The organism is Dictyoglomus sp. SSW (genome assembly GCF_055181335.1).
This window is the reverse complement of the sequence record NZ_CM143705.1, coordinates 1333956-1353089: the sequence shown is the minus strand read 5'-3', so window position 1 is coordinate 1353089 and position 19134 is coordinate 1333956. Positions and strand designations below refer to the sequence as shown.

General features: G+C 36.7%; 15 protein-coding genes, 2 tRNA genes and 3 rRNA genes. 16 read left to right on the top strand and 4 right to left on the bottom strand.

The features are described 5' to 3' along the window. The first annotated feature begins 3 nt into the window (after window positions 1–3). From ACY3JM_RS06595 to ACY3JM_RS06550, 10 genes are all read left to right on the top strand, one after another. The gene (locus ACY3JM_RS06595; RefSeq protein ID WP_463111173.1) at window positions 4–768 is read left to right on the top strand and encodes a TatD family hydrolase; all 765 of its coding nucleotides are present in this window, start codon (window positions 4–6) and stop codon (window positions 766–768) included. After that, window positions 765–1364: a TatD family nuclease-associated radical SAM protein gene (locus ACY3JM_RS06590; protein ID WP_463082011.1), complete on the top strand. Its 600-nt coding sequence runs from the start codon at window positions 765–767 to the stop codon at window positions 1362–1364. The genes ACY3JM_RS06595 and ACY3JM_RS06590 overlap by 4 nt, the downstream gene beginning before the upstream one ends. Beyond that, a complete protein-coding gene (locus ACY3JM_RS06585) occupies window positions 1361–2266 on the top strand; it encodes a radical SAM protein (RefSeq protein ID WP_463111172.1) in 906 nt (301 codons plus the stop codon). Before ACY3JM_RS06590 ends, ACY3JM_RS06585 begins: the two co-directional genes overlap by 4 nt. A gap of 48 nt (window positions 2267–2314) precedes the next feature. Then, a complete protein-coding gene (locus ACY3JM_RS06580; protein WP_463082013.1) occupies window positions 2315–2452 on the top strand; it encodes a hypothetical protein in 138 nt (45 codons plus the stop codon). A 7-nt stretch (window positions 2453–2459) separates the two neighbouring features. Further along, window positions 2460–4007: ribosomal RNA gene (locus tag ACY3JM_RS06575) — 16S ribosomal RNA — on the top strand. A gap of 80 nt (window positions 4008–4087) precedes the next feature. Beyond that, window positions 4088–4164, top strand: a tRNA-Ile gene (locus ACY3JM_RS06570). Window positions 4165–4179: 15 nt separating this feature from the next. Next, window positions 4180–4255, top strand: a tRNA-Ala gene (locus tag ACY3JM_RS06565). 55 nt (window positions 4256–4310) lie between these two features. Beyond that, window positions 4311–7324, top strand: a 23S ribosomal RNA gene (locus ACY3JM_RS06560). A 66-nt stretch (window positions 7325–7390) separates the two neighbouring features. Next, a 5S ribosomal RNA gene (gene rrf, locus ACY3JM_RS06555) occupies window positions 7391–7507 on the top strand. Together the 16S, 23S and 5S rRNA genes with 2 tRNA genes alongside form the textbook arrangement of a ribosomal RNA operon. A gap of 223 nt (window positions 7508–7730) precedes the next feature. Then, window positions 7731–8249 (top strand): TlpA disulfide reductase family protein, encoded by a 519-nt coding sequence (locus tag ACY3JM_RS06550; protein ID WP_463082014.1) that lies wholly within the window; start codon window positions 7731–7733, stop codon window positions 8247–8249. 118 nt (window positions 8250–8367) lie between these two features. Here ACY3JM_RS06550 and ACY3JM_RS06545 read toward each other — a convergent pair whose 3' ends face one another. After that, entirely contained in the window at window positions 8368–8922 is a 555-nt protein-coding gene (locus tag ACY3JM_RS06545; protein ID WP_463082015.1) for a 5-formyltetrahydrofolate cyclo-ligase, read from the bottom strand. Window positions 8923–9078: 156 nt separating this feature from the next. Between ACY3JM_RS06545 and ACY3JM_RS06540 the strand changes: the two genes are divergently transcribed. The 6 genes from ACY3JM_RS06540 to ACY3JM_RS06515 are packed head-to-tail and all read left to right on the top strand — an operon-like array spanning window position 9079 to window position 16076. Next, a complete protein-coding gene (locus ACY3JM_RS06540; RefSeq protein WP_463082016.1) occupies window positions 9079–9804 on the top strand; it encodes an ECF transporter S component in 726 nt (241 codons plus the stop codon). 3 nt (window positions 9805–9807) lie between these two features. Then, window positions 9808–10575: a type III pantothenate kinase gene (locus tag ACY3JM_RS06535; protein ID WP_463082017.1), complete on the top strand. Its 768-nt coding sequence runs from the start codon at window positions 9808–9810 to the stop codon at window positions 10573–10575. Window positions 10576–10631: 56 nt separating this feature from the next. Continuing rightward, the gene (locus ACY3JM_RS06530) at window positions 10632–12404 is read left to right on the top strand and encodes a FecR family protein (RefSeq protein WP_463111171.1); all 1773 of its coding nucleotides are present in this window, start codon (window positions 10632–10634) and stop codon (window positions 12402–12404) included. A gap of 3 nt (window positions 12405–12407) precedes the next feature. Then, on the top strand, window positions 12408–14231 hold the full coding sequence (locus ACY3JM_RS06525; RefSeq protein ID WP_463111170.1) for a CHASE2 domain-containing protein: 1824 nt from the start codon (window positions 12408–12410) through the stop codon (window positions 14229–14231). Further along, window positions 14221–15357, top strand: coding sequence for an HD domain-containing phosphohydrolase (locus ACY3JM_RS06520; protein ID WP_463082020.1), 1137 nt, complete (start codon window positions 14221–14223; stop codon window positions 15355–15357). Before ACY3JM_RS06525 ends, ACY3JM_RS06520 begins: the two co-directional genes overlap by 11 nt. Continuing rightward, on the top strand, window positions 15342–16076 hold the full coding sequence (locus ACY3JM_RS06515) for a DUF3307 domain-containing protein (protein WP_463111169.1): 735 nt from the start codon (window positions 15342–15344) through the stop codon (window positions 16074–16076). The genes ACY3JM_RS06520 and ACY3JM_RS06515 overlap by 16 nt, the downstream gene beginning before the upstream one ends. Here ACY3JM_RS06515 and ACY3JM_RS06510 read toward each other — a convergent pair. Genes ACY3JM_RS06510 through ACY3JM_RS06500 form a run of 3 tightly spaced genes read right to left on the bottom strand, consistent with a single transcriptional unit; the run spans window position 16045 to window position 19131 of the window. Then, entirely contained in the window at window positions 16045–16836 is a 792-nt protein-coding gene (locus ACY3JM_RS06510) for an HAD-IIA family hydrolase (protein ID WP_463082022.1), read from the bottom strand. The genes ACY3JM_RS06515 and ACY3JM_RS06510 overlap by 32 nt on opposite strands. Continuing rightward, a complete protein-coding gene (locus tag ACY3JM_RS06505; protein WP_463111168.1) occupies window positions 16811–17548 on the bottom strand; it encodes a biotin--[acetyl-CoA-carboxylase] ligase in 738 nt (245 codons plus the stop codon). Before ACY3JM_RS06505 ends, ACY3JM_RS06510 begins: the two co-directional genes overlap by 26 nt. Next, window positions 17548–19131, bottom strand: coding sequence for a bifunctional riboflavin kinase/FAD synthetase (locus tag ACY3JM_RS06500; RefSeq protein ID WP_463082024.1), 1584 nt, complete (start codon window positions 19129–19131; stop codon window positions 17548–17550). Before ACY3JM_RS06500 ends, ACY3JM_RS06505 begins: the two co-directional genes overlap by 1 nt. Between the last annotated feature and the right edge of the window lie 3 nt (window positions 19132–19134).

Below are 19134 nucleotides of genomic sequence, written 5' to 3'. Positions count from 1 at the left end.
AGTATGTGGATTGATACACATGTTCATCTAAATGATAAGCGACTTTATGCTTCTTGGGAAGAGATCGTAAATAGAGCTAAAGAAAAAGAGGTTAATAAATTTTTTGTAGTAGGATATGACATAGAGTCAAGCCGAATTGCAGTGGAACTAAGTGTGGATGATGATATTTATGCAATCATAGGCTTACATCCGCATGAATCCGACAAATTTGAATTCAATAAAAAAGAGTGGGATAAACTTCTTAAGTCAAAGGTAATAGCTATTGGAGAAATAGGGCTTGATTATTATAAACTATACTCTTCAAAAGATTCTCAGAAACAAGTATTTATACAATTTATTCAATATGCCAAAGAAAATAAACTTCCTATTGTCATTCATAGTAGAGAGGCCTGGAAAGATCTTATAAATATTATGAAAGCCGAAAGAGTATGGGATGTAGGAGGTATAATGCATAGCTTTAGTGGAAGTTATGAAATAGCAAAAATTATAGCAGATTGGAATTTTTTGTTCAGTTTTTCTGGACCTATAACTTATCCAAATGCAAATAATTTAAGAGAAGTTTTAAAAAAATTACCACTAGATTTAATAGCTATTGAGACTGATGCACCTTATCTTCCTCCTCAATCTATAAGAGGAAAGATTAATGAACCTGCCTATTTACCTGAGATAGCCCAAAAAATATCCGAAATTAAAAAAATAGATCTAATCACTCTCTCTGATATTATCAAGAAAAATTTAAAAAGAATATTCAAAAATATAAATATATGAACGTAGTATATGTATTAGGTGAAAATTTGTATCTTAATATAACCAATAAATGTACTAATAGATGTACATTTTGTATACGCAATTATTCAGATAGAATCGGTGATAAAATATTATGGTTAGAAAAAGAACCTACCTTTAAAGATATTATTATTGAATTAAAAGAATTAAATTTGAACGACTATAAAGAAATAGTATTTTGCGGATATGGAGAACCCTTATTAAGAGTAGAAATAGTAAAGAAAGTTTCAAGATATGTTAAAGAATACTATCCCAACAAAAACATAAGAATAGATACTAATGGACATGCTAATATCTTTCATGGAAGAAACATTTTGCCAGAAATTGCACCTTTTGTAGATAGTATTTCTATTAGTCTAAATGCAGAAAATGAATATAAATATAACTTAATATCACGACCAGTATTTAAAGATGCATATAAACATTTAATTGAATTTATCAAATTCTCTTCTATTTATATTAAAGATGTGTGGGTAAGTGTTGTCAATATACCTTCTATAGATATAAAAAAATGTGAGGAAGTGGCCCATAATTTAAATGTAAAGTTTAAGATAAGGGAATTTTTAAGGTCCTTATGAGACCTATTTACATTGAGAGTTATAAGAAAGGTGATTTGGAAAGAAAAATTAATATCTTAAGTAAAAAACTGGAATCATGCAACCTGTGTCCAAGAAATTGTAAAGTAAATAGAAAAAAAAGAGAAAAAGGGTATTGTAAGGCTTCATCAGAAATAACTATATCAAGTTATTTCCCTCATTTTGGTGAAGAAAAGATTCTAGTTGGGAAAAGTGGATCTGGTACTATATTCTTTACTTATTGTAATCTGGGTTGTATTTTTTGTCAAAATTATACTATTAGTCATTTAGGGATTGGAGAAATTATTGATACAGAAACCTTAGCAAATATAATGATTGAACTACAGAATATGGGTTGTCACAATATTAATCTTGTCACACCTACTCATTATGTACCTCAAATATTAGAAGCTCTTTATTATGCTATTCCTAAGGGTTTAAATATACCTTTAGTTTATAACAGTAGTGGATATGAGTCTTTAGAAACCCTTAGAGAGTTAGAAGGTATAATAGATATATATATGCCAGACATAAAATTTTGGTCCTATGATATATCTTTAAAACTTGCTAATGCATTTGATTATCCTGAGGTAGCAAAAGAAGCAGTAAAGGAAATGTATAGACAAGTAGGAAATCTTATAACGGACGAGAATGGCGTAGCTATAAGAGGCCTTATTGTAAGACATCTCCTACTTCCCAATGGGGTTTCATCTATAAAGGAATGGCTCGAATTTTTAAAAAGGGAAATCTCTACAGATGTTTTTATAAATATAATGCCTCAATACAGACCGCTCTATAAAGCCTATGAATATCCATTAATAAACAGAACAATATTACCAAGTGAATATAAGGAGGCAATAAATTTAGCTAAAAATATGGGGTTTACAAGAATATATATAGACTAATTTCTTTTAAAAAATTTAAATCCCCCCTCTTGCAAAAGGGAGATATATATGATAGAATTTAATCCGCCCGATGAGAAAGGGCGGATGCACATTAGACAAAGGGAGAAAAGGGAGAGAGAAGAGAGAAGGAAGAAGAGAGGAAGGCATATAGAGAGCGAGGATACAGACCCGAAAGGGAAGGTATGATATATACTGGATGGAGGGTTTGATCCTGGCTCAGGACGAACGCTGGCGGCGTGCCTAAGGCATGCAAGTCGAGCGGTAGCTCCTATTGGGATAACCGATAGGAGTGAGAGCGGCGCACGGGTGAGTAACACGTAGGTAACCTACCCCAGAGAGGGGGATAACACCCCGAAAGGGGTGCTAAACCCCCATATACTTACCGAGCGGAGAGCTAAGGTAAGGAAAGAGTATACAGAGGCAACTCTGTATACTGCTCTGGGATGGGCCTGCGGCCTATCAGCTAGTTGGTGGGGTAATGGCCCACCAAGGCGAAGACGGGTAGCCGGCCTGAGAGGGTGGTCGGCCACACTGGGACTGAGACACGGCCCAGACTCCTACGGGAGGCAGCAGCCGGGAATCTTCCGCAATGGGGGAAACCCTGACGGAGCGACGCCGCGTGAGGGAAGAAGCCCTTCGGGGTGTAAACCTCTTTTCTCGGGGAAGAAAGCTGACGGTACCCGAGGAAAAAGCCCCGGCTAACTACGTGCCAGCAGCCGCGGTAAGACGTAGGGGGCGAGCGTTGTCCGGATTTACTGGGCGTAAAGGGCGTGTAGGCGGCTTAGCAAGTCAGATGTGGAAGCCCCAAGCTCAACTTGGGGAGGCCATCTGATACTGCTAAGCTAGAGGGCAGGAGAGGAGAGCGGAACTTCCGGTGTAGCGGTGAAATGCGTAGATATCGGAAGGAACGCCGGTGGCGAAGGCGGCTCTCTGGACTGGCCCTGACGCTGAGGCGCGAAAGCTAGGGGAGCGAACGGGATTAGATACCCCGGTAGTCCTAGCCGTAAACGATGGGCACTAGGTGTGGGGAGTCAGACTCTCCGTGCTGCAGCAAACGCGATAAGTGCCCCGCCTGGGGAGTACGGCCGCAAGGCTAAAACTCAAAGGAATTGACGGGGGCCCGCACAAGCGGTGGAGCGCGTGGTTTAATTCGATGCTAAGCGAAGAACCTTACCAGGGCTTGACATGCAGGCTGAAAGCTTACCCGAAAGGGTAAGTGCCGAATGAGGGGGTTTCCCCTTATTTGGAGCCTGCACAGGTGGTGCATGGCTGTCGTCAGCTCGTGTCGTGAGATGTTGGGTTAAGTCCCGCAACGAGCGCAACCCCTGCCCTTAGTTGCCAGCGGGTAAAGCCGGGCACTCTAAGGGGACTGCCGGCGATGAGCCGGAGGAAGGTGGGGATGACGTCAAGTCAGTATGCCCCTTATGCCCTGGGCTACACACGCGCTACAATGGGTGGTACAGAGGGGAGCGAAGCCGCGAGGTGGAGCGAATCCCTAAAGCCACCCCCAGTTCAGATCGCAGGCTGCAACTCGCCTGCGTGAAGGCGGAATCGCTAGTAACCGCAGATCAGCCACGCTGCGGTGAATACGTTCTCGGGCCTTGTACACACCGCCCGTCACACCACGAGAGTCCGCAACACCCGAAGTCAGGCGAAGAGCCTGCCGAAGGTGGGGCGGATGATTGGGGTGAAGTCGTAACAAGGTAGCCGTACCGGAAGGTGCGGCTGGATCACCTCCTTTCTTATGGAGAAGGAAAAGTGTCCTCTTTTTCCTTTATCTCTTCTCCCTCTTTTCTCCCGACTAATTATGATTATTAAAGTGGGCTCTTAGCTCAGGTGGTTAGAGCGCACCCCTGATAAGGGTGAGGTCCCTGGTTCGAGTCCAGGAGGGCCCACCATTTTATTTGAGGGGTGGGGCTGTAGCTCAGCTGGGAGAGCACCTGCTTTGCACGCAGGGGGTCACCGGTTCAAGTCCGGTCAGCTCCACCAAATTTGCACCTTAGACAAGAGAAGATAGAGAGGGATGATGCAGTAATCAGCCGGGCGTCAAAGTAGAAAGGGCGTACGGTGGATGCCTAGGCACCAAGGGCCGAAGAAGGACGCGGCAGGCGGCGAAACGCCCCGGGGAGCTGCGAGCAAGCTATGATCCGGGGATTTCCGAATGGGGAAACCCACTCTGGGTAATGCCAGAGTATCCCTAAGGGGAAACTCTTAGGGAGGGGAACCGGGGGAACTGAAACATCTTAGTACCCCGAGGAGAAGAAAGAGACAATCGATTCCCTGAGTAGTGGTGAGCGAAAGGGGAGGAGCCTAAACCTGAGTGGTGGAGAAGCTCGCGGGCGTTGCCACTCAGGGGTAGAGGGATAAGGCCGGAGAGAGCCGCGACTCTCTCGTAAGGGAATGCATACTTAGCCGAACAGTCTGGGAAGGCTGGCCAGAGAGGGTGAGAGCCCCGTAGGCGAAAAGTATGTATCTCTTATGGGCCTTAATCCCGAGTAGCGTGGGGCACGTGGAATCCTGCGCGAATCAGGGCGGACCACCGCCTAAGGCTAAATACCCTTGGTGACCGATAGCGCATAGTACCGTGAGGGAAAGGTGAAAAGAACCCCGGAGAGGGGAGTGAAATAGAACCTGAAACCGTACGTCCACAAGGAGTAGGAGAGCGATGCTCAAAAGGGGTAACTCTTTTGAGCTGGCTCGACTGCGTGCCTGTTGAAGAATGAGCCGGCGAGTTAATGCGTGTGGCGAGGTTAAGGGAGAGGAGTCCCGGAGCCGAAGTGAAAGCGAGCCTGAAGAGGGCGATTAGTCACACGCATTAGACCCGAAACCAGGCGAGCTACCCATGGCCAGGATGAAGCGGGGTTAACCCCCCGTGGAGGTCCGAACCCGTTAGCAGTGAAAAGCTATGGGATGAGCTGTGGGTAGGAGTGAAAAGCTAATCGAGCCTGGAGATAGCTGGTTCTCCCCGAAATAGCTTTAGGGCTAGCCTCAGCCGATGAAGCCTAAGGAGGTAGAGCACTGGTTGGGCGAGGGGCGGGGATCCGCTGCCGAGTCCAGTCAAACTCCGAATGCCTTAGGTGGATGGCTGGGAGTCGGACTGTGGGGGATAAGCTCCATAGTCGAGAGGGGAACAGCCCAGATCAACAGCTAAGGTCCCAAAGTCCGGGCTAAGTGGTAAAGGAGGTAGCTTGGCGAAGACAGTCAGGATGTTGGCTTAGAAGCAGCCATCATTCAAAGAGTGCGTAATAGCTCACTGATCGAGCCAAGCTGCGCCGAAAATACACGGGGCTAAAGCCCGGCACCGAAGCTTTGGGTTCTACCTATCTTCGGGTAGGTAGAGCGGTAGGGGAGCGTTCCGCTGTAGGGAGAAGGCGGACCGGAAGGACCGCTGGACGAGGCGGAAGTGAGAATGCCGGCATGAGTAGCGAAAAGGAGGGTGAGAATCCCTCCCACCGAAAGCCCGAGGTTTCCTGGGTAAAGCTCGTCTTCCCAGGGTTAGGCGGGAGCTAAGCCGAGGCCGAAAGGCGTAGGTGATGCACAGCCGGTTAATATTCCGGCCCCACCTGCTAACCGTTAATACCGAAGGAGGGACGCAGGAGGGTAGGTGCGCCTGGTGGTGACATACCAGGTCCAAGCTCTAAGGGAGGGAGTGTAGGCAAATCCGCACTCCTGATGAACCGAGGAGTGATGGGGAGTCCTCGAGAGAGGGCGAAGGCATCGAGCCCACACTGCCGAGAAAAGCTTCTAGGGAGGTTAGCGGGTGCCCGTACCGCAAACCGACACAGGTGGGCGAGGTGAAGATCCAAAGGTGCGCGGGATAACCCTCGTTAAGGAACTCGGCAAAATGGCCCCGTACGTTCGCAAGAAGGGGTGCCCGAGTAAGGTGAATAGCCTGAAAGGGCCGCAGTGAAGTGGCTCTGGGGACTGTTTACCAAAAACACAGGTCTCTGCTAAGGCGTAGAAGCCGATGTATAGGGGCTGAGGCCTGCCCGGTGCTGGAAGGTTAAGGGGAAGGGTTAGGGGAATACCCGAAGCCCTGAACCGAAGCCCCAGTGAACGGCGGCCGTAACTATAACGGTCCTAAGGTAGCGAAATTCCTTGTCGGGTAAGTTCCGACCCGCATGAAAGGCATAACCACTGGAGCGCTGTCTCAACGAGGGGCCCGGTGAAATTAGAGTGTCCGTGAAGATACGGACTACCCGTGGCAGGACGGAAAGACCCCGTGAAGCTTTACTGCAGCCTGGCATTGAACTTTGGCACCGCATGTAGAGGATAGGTGGGAGGCTGAGAAGCAGGGGCGCCAGCCTCTGTGGAGCCGCCGGTGGAATACCACCCTTGTGGTGTTGGGGTTCTAACCCCAAAAGAAGAGCCTTTTGGGGGACAGTGCTTGGTGGGCAGTTTGACTGGGGCGGTCGCCTCCTAAAAGGTAACGGAGGCGCCCAAAGGTAGGCTTGGCACGGTTAGAAATCGTGCCTAAAGTGTAAGGGCGTTAAGCCTGCCTGACTGTGAGGCCGACGGGCCGAGCAGAGACGAAAGTCGGGCCTAGTGATCCGGTGGTCCCGAGTGGAAGGGCCATCGCTCAACGGATAAAAGTTACTCCGGGGATAACAGGCTGATCTCGCCCGAGAGTCCACATCGACGGCGAGGTTTGGCACCTCGATGTCGGCTCACCGCATCCTGGGGCTGGAGAAGGTCCCAAGGGTTGGGCTGTTCGCCCATTAAAGCGGTACGTGAGCTGGGTTCAGAACGTCGTGAGACAGTTCGGTCCCTATCCGCCACGGGCGTAGGAAACTTGAGGGGAACTGCTCCTAGTACGAGAGGACCGGAGCAGGCGGACCTCTGGTGTACCAGTTGTGCCGTCAGGTGCAGGAGCTGGGTAGCCAAGTCCGTACGGGATAAGCGCTGAAAGCATCTAAGCGCGAAGCCCACCCCAAGATAAGGTTTCCCACAGGGAGAACCTGGTAAGGCACCTCCGAGAAGAGGAGGTAGATAGGCCGGAGGTGGAAGCGCAGCAATGCGTGAAGCCGACCGGTACTAATATGCCGAGGCTTTGACGCCTGGCTGGTTACGGTGTGATCTCTCTCAAGAAGGATTTATGATGGAGTTATGAAGGAAGAGGAGGCTACTGGTGATTAGAGCGGAGGGGAAACGCCCGTTCCCATTCCGAACACGGAAGCTAAGCCCTCCAGCGCCGATGGTACTGCCCTGGCAACGGGGTGGGAGAGTAGGTCATCGCCAGAGAGCCTCCTCTTTTTTGATCAGTGTAAATTATTTCTGTTATTATTTTTAATCAATTTTAAAATTAGGAATCTTGACAAAAAATTTTTAAAATGTTAGTATTATTTCAAAAAGAATTTGTTAAGAACCTTTCCAGGCGAGGGTCCCCTTCCCCCCTCACCCATCACCCCCTACCTCGCCTGGAAAGTTCTTTTAATTAATATATGCAAAAAGGGAGGAGTTTAAAATGAAAAAAATGATGAAGAATAATAGATTTTTAAAAATTTTTTTAATGATTATATTATTTGTCCTATTAATTCATACATCTTACTCAATAGCCAATATAGGAGAAAATGAAAAAGCTATAGATTTTTCACTTAAAGATCTAAAGGGGAAAAATTATAGGCTTTCTGATTTTAAAGGGAAAGTTATTTTATTAAATTTTTGGGCTACATGGTGCCCTCCATGTAGATATGAAATGCCGTTATTAGATAAGCTATACAAGGAACATAAAAATAAAGGATTTGAAATAGTGGCTGTTAGTCTAGACTCCAATCCTAAAAATGTTAATGATTACTTAAAGAATAATCCAGTTAGTTTTACTATTCTTTCTGACAGAGAAGGAAAAGCAGGATATACATATCAAATTGTAGCTATACCAACATCTTTTTTAATTGATAAAAATTTTATTATAAGAAAAATTTATTTAGGAATTATCTCAGAAAAGGATATTAAAAAGGAATTGGAAAAATGGCTAAAAAAGTAATTATAAGATTTTTTATATTCTTTCTTATATTCCTTTTTTTGACTATTGGTATATATATGGGAGAATTTTATGAGATCTATAGAAATAGTATTATTTTGTGTTTATCTTGTATAGGTATTCAATAATTATTAGTAAAAATAATCTTTTTCTCTGAAATAATAATATCAACTTTTTGATCGTAAGGATCTTTTGGAAGTTCATTAATGATTAAATCGTCAAAGGTTAAACCTATTTTTATACCTCTTTTAATGTTGCTTAAAAAACGATCATAGTAACCTTTACCATAACCTATTCTATAACCTTTAACATCAAATGCAATTCCAGGTACTACAATAATATCGAACAAGTTATAATCTATTTCATAAATCTCCTTAGGTTGCAGTATACCAAATGGACCTTTTTCTAAATCATTAATTGTCTTAATTTCTCCAAATTTTAAGTCTTTACCAAAGATAACGGGGCAAAATACTCTTTTGTTTTCTACAAGAGCATGATAAATTATGAACCTTGTATCTACCTCATCTTTTATAGAGACATAAGTGTTAATTATAGATGCTTTTCCCCAAATAACTAAATTCTTCAGCTTATGAAAAATTTCATGAGATTTTACCTCTTTATCTCTTATATTCCTTCTTTTTTCTAAAAATATCTTCCGCAATTCTTTTTTATCCATTTATATAACCTCTTTTCTTTTTTTAGTTTATATATTATAATCCAAAAAAGCCTGCAGATCTTTAGGATCGCGGGACAATATCAATAAATATCAATATAAATAGTCAAATCAAAAAAACGGCATCCCTTGTTGGGGAGCCGGAAGGGAGGTATTAAAATGTTTAAAAACATCAAAAAAATCTCATTAGCATCTCTTTTTGTTGCAATTACCCTCTTATTAGGTTTTTCACGTATAGGCTATATATCCCTACCAACACCAGCAGGTGCTGCAACAATAATGCATATTCCAGTGATATTAGCAGGCATTGTTATGGGACCATGGTTTGGAGCCTTAGTAGGTAGCATTTTTGGCATTTCTGCAGTTATGTATTTTTCCCATATTGCTCCTTTCTGGGTGCTTTTTCCTGCAAGACCTTTTATTGGTATTGTTTCAGGTCTTGTTTATAATTTTCTCTTATCCTTTTTTAGGTCTCAAAAGAAGCTTAAAAACTCTACCGCTTTTATTATCTCTTTTGTAGTTTTCTCTTTCGCATATCTTAGTGGTGTCTATATCATGAGAGAGTGGTTTACAGAAAGCCTTATTAATTACTCTTTAGAATTTAGTTTTTTAATAGCTTTAATCTCTTTTATCATAGCTTTTTTAATTTTATTTATAATAAAAGAAAAAGAAGGAGAAATAGTTGCCATTGGAATAGCATCCTTCTTAGGAAGTATGACTAACACTGTGGGAACTCTTGGTCTTGCAGCAATTTTTAAAATTTTCCCATTAGGAGTTATTATATCCATAGGAATTCTTCATGGTATTCCAGAAGCAATTATCGCGTCAATAATTTGTCCACCTATAGTTGTATTATTAAAAAGATTAATTAAGGAGAGTGCATAGGGTATGCTTTTAACTATAGATATCGGCAATTCAAATATAGATATAGCTTATTTTAAAAAAAATAAAATTATATCTCATTATGAATTTGAGACTAAGAAATACTCTACAAGCTATGAATATTCACTACTTATTGAATGGACTCTAAAAAGAAATGGGATCTCCGAGGCTAAAGTAGAAGGTATAGCTATATCTTCTGTAGTTCCATCTCTTACCTCAGTTTTTGTTGATGCCATAAGATATATCTTCAATTATTCTCCTTTTGTTGTAGAACCAGGAATAAAAACAGGAATCTCCATAGAGACAGAAAACCCCAAAGAGGTAGGTTCAGATCTTATATGTAATGTGGTTGCTATTCAAGAAGAGTATGGTCCAGTTGGAATAGCTATAGATTTTGGCACAGCAACTACTTTTTCTGCTATAGAGAATAAGAAATTTTTAGGAGTAGCTATAGCACCGGGCGTAGGGACGGCATCCTACGCCCTCTTTGAAAAAACCGCTAAACTTCCTCAAGTAGATATTAAAGCTCCAGAATCTTCCTTAGGAAAAAACACTATATCTGCAATTCAAGCAGGAATAGTTTTTGGGTTTGCAGGACTTGTTGATGGAATTTTAGAAAGACAAATATCAGAAATGAATGGAAATCCTGTTCTTATAAGTACTGGTGGTTGGGCTAAAAGAATAGTACCTCATTCAAAATACCTTAAATTAGAAAATATTGATCCTTATCTTACTCTTAAAGGACTTTGTTATCTTTATAAAAAAAACCTGTGATATAATATAAAAAGTTTAAGATTATTTTAAAAACAATTTAGTGGGGTGTATTAAAAATGTTTAAAAAACTTTTTGTCTTTCTTTTAGTTTTATTAATCCTTATTGTCCCTATTTTTGCTCAAGCAACAAAAAGGGTAGCAATAATAACATATCTAAAAGGAAATGTTTATGTAAAAAAGGCTGAATCAGAGTTATGGATACCTGCTAAGTTAAAAATGGAACTTTCTTCAGGAGATAAGATTTGGGTACAACAAAACTCACAAGCTATATTAGAGTTTTCAGATAGATCAACCCTAAAACTTGCTTCAAATACCCAGCTTGATATTTTAAGATTGGATCGTGATAAAGATACACAAAAAGAAGTATCAATATTTAAATTACTTTTAGGAAAAGTATGGGCGACAGTTGAGAAGATATTATCTATAGGAGAAAGAGTAGAGATACACACACCTACAGCTGTTGCAGGTGTAAGAGGTACGGAATGGATTCAGCAAGTAAGTGAAGATGGAACGACTGTGGTGAAAACTCTTAAAGGAGTAGTTTCTTTTTCTGCTAAAGGTGTAACAGTAGATGTAAAAGAAGGTTTTCAAAGTATTGTAAAACCTGAAAATCCTCCTGAAAATCCGACACCAATAACAGAAATTGAAAAGTTTGATGAAGAAGAGAAACCAAAAGAAGAAAAGCCCAAAGAAGAGATTAAAGAAGAGAAACCTATTACACCTCCTCAAAGGGGATCATCCGAAGGTGTTAGATTAGCGCTTAATAATAATTTAGATTATGGTTTATATAAAAAGAATGATTTGATGCTTGCTAAACTTTCCTTTTCTCCAGAACTTTCTTTTGGAATATTAAAACTCGGTCTTGATCTTTCTTTATATACCGATGGAGAAAGTATAAGTTATATTCAAGGAAAAATAAGGTATGGAGAACTAAATTTACCTTGGCTTGGAATAAAATATGGTGTTATAGATCACTTTACTCTTGGATACGGATTAATTGCCAATAGATATTCCACATATGAAATGGAGGGGGTAGTACTTCGATTAGAAGATCCAAAAAGAGGGGGTATTCTTACTCTCTTTCCTTCTCCTTTTAATAAATATGAAAATCTAAACTCAACATATGCATTGAGAGCTTTTTATCGACCCATAAATAGATTAGAAATTGGTATAAATGGTATGATGGATATGGATGTTGATGAAAATAAAAGACAAGCAATAGTTGGAGCAGATTTATCGTACTTTTTGACAAAAAATACTGTTATTTATTCATCTTTTGCACAAAGAATAATACATGATGGAGTAACAATTAGTGATCCAAGAGTTCTAAGTGAAAATGGTGTTGCATTAGGTCTTCAAAGCAATTTCAGTCTTTTCAACAGTGTTTTTAGTGTCCAGCTAATAAACTTTTCTGATAATTTTTATCCTGGTTATTTCAATGCTTATTATGAAAAGAATAAGGTACTTAAAACTCTATCTCCTTTAAAAGAGTCTGTAAATAGAATATTTGGTTTAACATTAGACTTAGACACTAATATATTAAATATTGCCTTTTTAAATGTAAATTACCAATCTTTTAATGGTATGCGTCCATCTATATATAGTAGATTTACTATGTCATTAAATGAAAGATTAAAGATGAACTTACTATACGAGCAAAAAGAGATAAAAACTCCATTTATACTCTTTAATGAAAATACAATTATGACTTTAAATATAACCTATCCATTAGCTCAAAATGTAGATGCTATACTAACTATAAAAAGAACTTTTGATCCTTATGGTAATCCAACAGATATATATTTTGTATCGACAAAGTTAAGACTTTAAAAAGTGAATTATATAAATAGGTTTATAAAGAATGGCATAATAATAAGATGTATAATAGTGCTAATATCTTTTGTAGTGACTTTATTATTGTTTCAAAGTCAAGTACTTCAAAAACTTGAATTAGGCTCTATTAACTTAAGATTTATATTTAGAGGGGAGAGAGAGTCAGAAAGTAATATCGTAATAATAGGAATAGACGATAATTCAATACAAGAATTAGGTAATTTTCCTTGGAATAGATCTTTATATGTGGAATTAATAAATAAACTAGGGAAAAATCCCAAAATTATAGCCTTTGATATATATTTTGATACAGAAACAACTCCGGTAGATGATAAGAAATTTGAGGAACTTTTAAAAAGGGATAAAAGGATAATACTTTCTGCTTTTTATATATCAGTGGATGATCCAAGATATGGTTCTCTTAAAAGACTCTTTCTTCCCATTGATAAATTTTTGAAAAACGCTAAGGTTGGACTCGTTAATCCAGAACATGATTTGGATGGATTTATAAGAAGATTCCAACTAAAAAATTTCGTATTAGAAAAGGAATGGATTTCTTTTCCTTTTTTAATAACATTAAAATATCTTTCTCTAACTTCAGACGAATATATTTCTAAAACAAAATTGTTCACAGATAAAAAAAATAACATATATATAAATTACAGAGGAGGACCTTTTAGTTATCCTGTTTACTCTTTTGTTGATATATTAAAAGGAAATATTGATCCAAATGTTTTTAAAAACAAAATTGTTCTTATAGGTGCAGTAACTGAGACATTACACGATACTCATTTTACTCCATTTTATGGTTTTATAAGATATGGAGGTTCTATTAGATTAGGAAAAATGCCGGGAGTAGAAGTTCATGCTAATGCTATAGACACCCTTATTAGCAAAGATTTTATAAAACCTTTTAATGATGGATCCCCATTATATATAATTACACTACTTATGAATTTTATTCCTTCTATTTTAATAAGAAAATACAAGACAATTTTTATATTTGTAATATCCGTGATATTTTCCTTATTATACCTCACAATAGCCAATTTATTTTTTGTTTATTTTAATACGTTACTTCCATATTACATACCAGTATTTGGACTTTTAATTTCTTATTTATTTAACATGTTATATGAAATTATAAAAACAGAACAAGAAAAGAGAGAAATTAAGACATTATTTCAAAGATTTGTCTCTCCAGAAGTAGTTGAAATGCTTCTTAAAACAGAAAGAGATAAAATTTTCACTACCAAAAGAGAGAAGATAAGCGTTCTGTTTGCAGATATTAGAAATTTTACTTATTACTCTGATATAAGAGAACCTGAAGAGATAATTAAGATTTTAGATGATTTCTTAAAAAGCTCTTCAGATATTGTTTTAAAAAACAATGGGACTGTAGATAAATTTATGGGAGATGCAATAATGGCAATTTTTGGAGCTCCTTATCCTTTGGAAAATACTGCAGAAAAAGCTGTACTTTCTGCCTTAGAAATACAAGAAAAGATCAGGAAATTACAATTAGAATGGAAAAGTCAAGGTTATCCTTCTTTTGAAGTGGGAATAGGAATTTCCTCAGGAGAAGCTTTAGTGGGTATTATAGGACCCAAACAGAAGATAGAATATACAGCAATCGGAAATACTGTAAATCTTGCATCTCGATTAGAAGGTTTAGCTAAAGGAGGAGAGATTCTAATATGTGAACAAACATATAATGAAATAAAAGATAAGTTTATTATTGAAGATCTTGGTTTTTTCAATATTAAAGGAAAAGAAAAACCTGTTCATGTATTTAGAGTATTAGGGTACAAAAATGAAAATTAAAATAGGTAAAATACTTAAAGAAAATATATCTTTAAAAAAAGAAATAGAGAGACTCTATTTAATTAGGGAGATTTCCTATAAGATTGTTTCAAATTTGAATCTTTCTGATCTTTTAAAAATAATCATGGAAATAGTAAAAGAGAGTTTAATGGTTGAGGCTTGTTCGTTACTTCTTCTTGATTCCAAAAAAGAAGAATTATATTTTGAAGTAGCTCTTGGAGAAAAGGGAGATACAATCAAAAGATATACAGTAAAAGTAGGGGAGGGGATTGCAGGAAAAGTTGCTCAAACAAGAACTCCTATTATTGAAAATAATGTGGAAAGTAGTAATATATTCAATCCAAAATTTGATTATTTAACCTCTTTCAAAACCAAATCCATTTTAGGGGTACCAATGTTGTATAAAGATGAACTAATAGGTGTAATAGAAGCTATAAACAAAAAAAGCGATAAACCTTTTGACTATGAAGATTTAGACTTACTACAAACTATAGCAAATGAAGCTGCTGTAGCAATAAAAAATGCTCTTTTATACAATAACTTAAAAAGTCTATTTTTTGATACTATAGAATCTCTTGTAAATGCTATTGATGCAAAAGATCCTTATACTCATGGACATTCAAAAAGGGTCTCTGAATTTTCATATTTAATTGGTAAAGAATTAAATTTAGATTCTGATTATTTAGAAAAAATTAGACTTGCAGGGTTACTACATGATATAGGAAAAATTGGGGTAGAGGATAATATTCTGAGGAAAAAGGATAAACTTTCTGAAGATGAATTAATGGAGATAAAAAAGCATCCAATAATAGGGAAAAATATATTAGCACCCATCGATCTTTTAGAGGATATTATAAAAGGTATTGAAGAACACCATGAAAGATATGATGGTAAAGGATATCCAAAAGGCTTAAAAGGTGAAGAAATTTCTCTTATTGGAAGAATTATTTCTGTGGTAGATACTCTTGATGCTTTAATATCTGATAGACCTTATAGAAAAGGTGTAAGTTTAAATTTGGCAATAGATAGAATTAAAGAGGAAAAAGGAAAGCAATTTGATCCTTCTATAGTTGAGGCTCTTTTATCTCTTTACAGAAAGGGATTACTTAAATGTTCTGGTTTTTAAGGTTATTTTTAGCACATCTTATTGCAGATTTCACTTTACAGACGAACAGAGTATTTAAATATAAAGTCTATAATAAATATGGAGTACTGATACATACAAGTATTTACTTAGTAATTACAATTCTACTTTCCATACCTTACTTAACTTCCCCAATGTGTTTCTCTTATATTTTTATTCTATTTTCATTACACACAATAATAGATCTTTCGAAAATCAAAAAGATATCCAAAAGTAATGGTATTAGGGAATTTTTGAAAGATCAAATTCAACATTTTATAACTTTAATTTCTGTTTTCTTATTACCTCAAGCAAAGGAGCCCAAATATCTAAATCTAAGCTCTCCTTTATCCTTTTTAAATCGCTTTTATAATAGTGATTACTATATTCTTTTATCTATTGGTTATTTTTTCGTTGCTTTTGCAGGAACTATCTTTTATTTTTATGTTATAAAAACCTTTGGGGGGAAAAATATATTTTACAAAGATGGAATATCAATAAAGGAAAAATATATGGAGGTTATTTTAAGAACTATAATATTCATTACTTACTATATAGGCTCATTTTATGTATCACTTTTTGTTTTTATAATTTTGAGAATTTTAGAGATGATCATTAATAAGACTTATAGAAACATTATATCTTTTCTATTGATATTAACATATGATTTTACCTTTATATTTTCCATGATTACTTTTCTAAATGCCCTTTTAGGAACTTAGTTAAATCCTCAAGATTTTCAAATACAAAGTCAGGTTTTATCTTCGATCTTTCTAAATCTTTACTTTGAGTTACTCCTGTAAGGAGTAAAAAAGTTTTTACATTAAGTCTTTTTCCTAAGCAAATATCTGTATCTATTCTATCCCCAACAACCCCTACTTCTTCTGATTTCAGGCCCAACTTTTCTATAGCAATTTTTCCCATGTATGGTGATGGTTTCCCAATTATAAAAGGTCTTTTTTGAGATGCTGAAGAAACAGCTGCGACCAAAGATCCAGCTCCTGGATCTATACCATTTTCAGTTGGAAATGTCTTATCGGGATTTGTAGCTAAAAACTTCGCCCCATTTCTTATATGGTAGTTCGCTTTTCTTAATTTTTCAAAAGTAAACTCTCTATCTAATCCTACTACCACAGAATCAACCATATCCTTATCTTCGCATAATTCCCAACCAATGTCAGAAATAACTTTCTTCAATGCTTTTTCTCCTATAACGTAAGCTGTACCTTGATTTTTAATTTTTTTAAGATATATAGCTGTAGCAATTCCAGATGTTAGAATTTCATCAGTATTAGTGAAAATTCCCATTTTTTGTAATTTTTCTATATATTCTTCGGGAAGCTTAGTGGAATTGTTAGTTAGAAACATGAATTTCACATTTTTCTCTCTTAAAAATTCTATGAACTCTTTACTGTAGTGAAGTGGGACATCTCCTCTATAAATAGATCCATCAAGATCAATAAGTAATCCTTTTAATTTCAAGTGAAATACCTCCCCATGGATATTTTTTGATTTTATTTTCTTCTTCCAATATAATACTTCCATTATCATCTATATCTACTATTTTAACTTCTTTTCCATTTAATCTGTTTACAGCATTACTTCCTATATACGGAAACTTACTCTTGTAAAACTGAAATACATAATCCCAATTATCAGGATAATCAGCTATATGCGAAAGAATCTGATTTCTTATCTCTTTTAATATGATTAGTTTATCTTCAACCAAAACAAGGTCTTTAAGGGAAGTAGCATCTATATCATATTTTTGAAAATATGACTGTTCTACAAAAAGATTTATTCCGACACCTGCTATTATGTATTTTATTTCATTATTTTCATAAATACTTTCCAATAGTATTCCTGCAACCTTCTTTTTATTGAGTTCTAAATCATTAGGCCATTTAAAATTAAGAATATCTTTTTCTTTCAAGAATATATCTAAAGCTTTATATACTGCTACAGATATAAGAATACCTAAACAATCTATTTTCTTTTTCAGATAGATAGAAGGATAAAGGATTATAGAAAACCAAAGGCCACCTTCAGGAGAAATCCATTTTCTTCTTAATCTACCTCTTCCTTCTGTCTGTATATCAGCCAAAATAATTGTGCCATGAGGAAAATTCTTTGAAGCATAATCATGAGCAATATCCATAGTAGAGGTTACTTGTTTATAGTAAATAATCACCATTACATTGACCTCATAAATAAAGTAGTAATAATGTTTAGAACCTCGTCTATTGTGGTATATGAATTATCTATAAAATAACCTCCCTGAGGAAGCCTAAGAGGTGCTACATCTCTGTTTATGTCTAAGTAGTCTCTTTCTCTTATGCTTTCAAGAAGTTTTTCTTTATTTGTATCATTAAGATCTTTTGCTCTTCTTTCACATCTTATATCAATATTAGCATTAATAAAAAGCTTTAAGTTTGCGTTTGGAAAAACTATTGTCCCACTATCTCTACCTTCTATAACTAATCCCCGTTTCACCTTTTTAAGAAAATCTCTTTGCCAGTCTGTTATAATCTCTCTAATTCCTCTAAATCTACCTATTTTAGAAGCTACAAGTCCTACTTCTGTAGTTCTTATCAAATCTGTTAATTCCATTTCTTTATAGAAAACTCTAAATTTTTCTCCATCCCACAAAAATTTTATTTGATTTTCTTTTATAATTTTTGCCAATTTACTCTCATCAAAAATATCAAATTTCATAGCCAAAAGTCCCACACTTCTATATAATGCACCGCTATCTATGTAATCAAAATTAAATTTTCTTGCTAAAGATTTTGCTATTGTAGTTTTACCAGATCCTGCAGTGCCGTCTATTGTTATGATTTTAATTTCTTTTTCTTCTTCATATATTCTATATTTTATAAATAAAAGGTCTTGAGTTATTTGCTTCTTTAATTCTTCTAATGAGGGAAATTTTATATCAGGTCTTATGTATTCTTCTAAGACTAATTCAATAATCTCGTTATAAATATTACCAGCAAAATCAAATAAATATGCCTCTATACGAAGCTCTTCACCATTAAAAGTAGGTCTTGTTCCTATGTAAATAGCAGAGTGATATATTTTATCTCTTATTTTAGCTTTACCTTTATATATTCCATTTTTAGGAATAAGTTTAGAAGGATCAGGTTTTACATTTACAGTTGGAAAGCCTATCTTTTCTCCTATATTATCACCTTTTATCACTTTACCTCTTATAAAATATTTATAGCCTAACATTTTATTAGCAAAAGAAATGTCTCCTTTCTGAAGGGCTTCTCTTATCATACTACTTGATACAGTTGTATTATCTATATCATGAAGTGGCTTTACCAATACTTTAAAATTGTAATTTTTACTCAATTCTAATAAGACACTTACATCTCCTGTTCTTCCTTTTCCAAACTTGAAATTATCCCCTACAAGTATGCATGAGAATTCCATATTTTTTCTAAGAAATTCAATAAAATCCTTCGGACTAAGATTTCTAAGTTTTGAGTCAAAGGGCAAACAAAACATATAATCAATTCCTTTTAAACCTATCATTTCTCTTTTCTCATCCTTTGTTAGTAGAAAGGAGGATAAATTTTTGAAAACTTTGGGATATGTATCTTCAAAAGTTATTATTCCAGTATTTGAATCACTAATCAGCGCATAGTTGAACATCTCTTCCAGAATAGAGGAATGCCCTTTGTGTATTCCATCAAATACTCCTATACTTAGAATTAGTTTTCCCTTTTTTTCTATATTGTTCAGCTTTATTACTTTAATATCTTTTTCCATAAT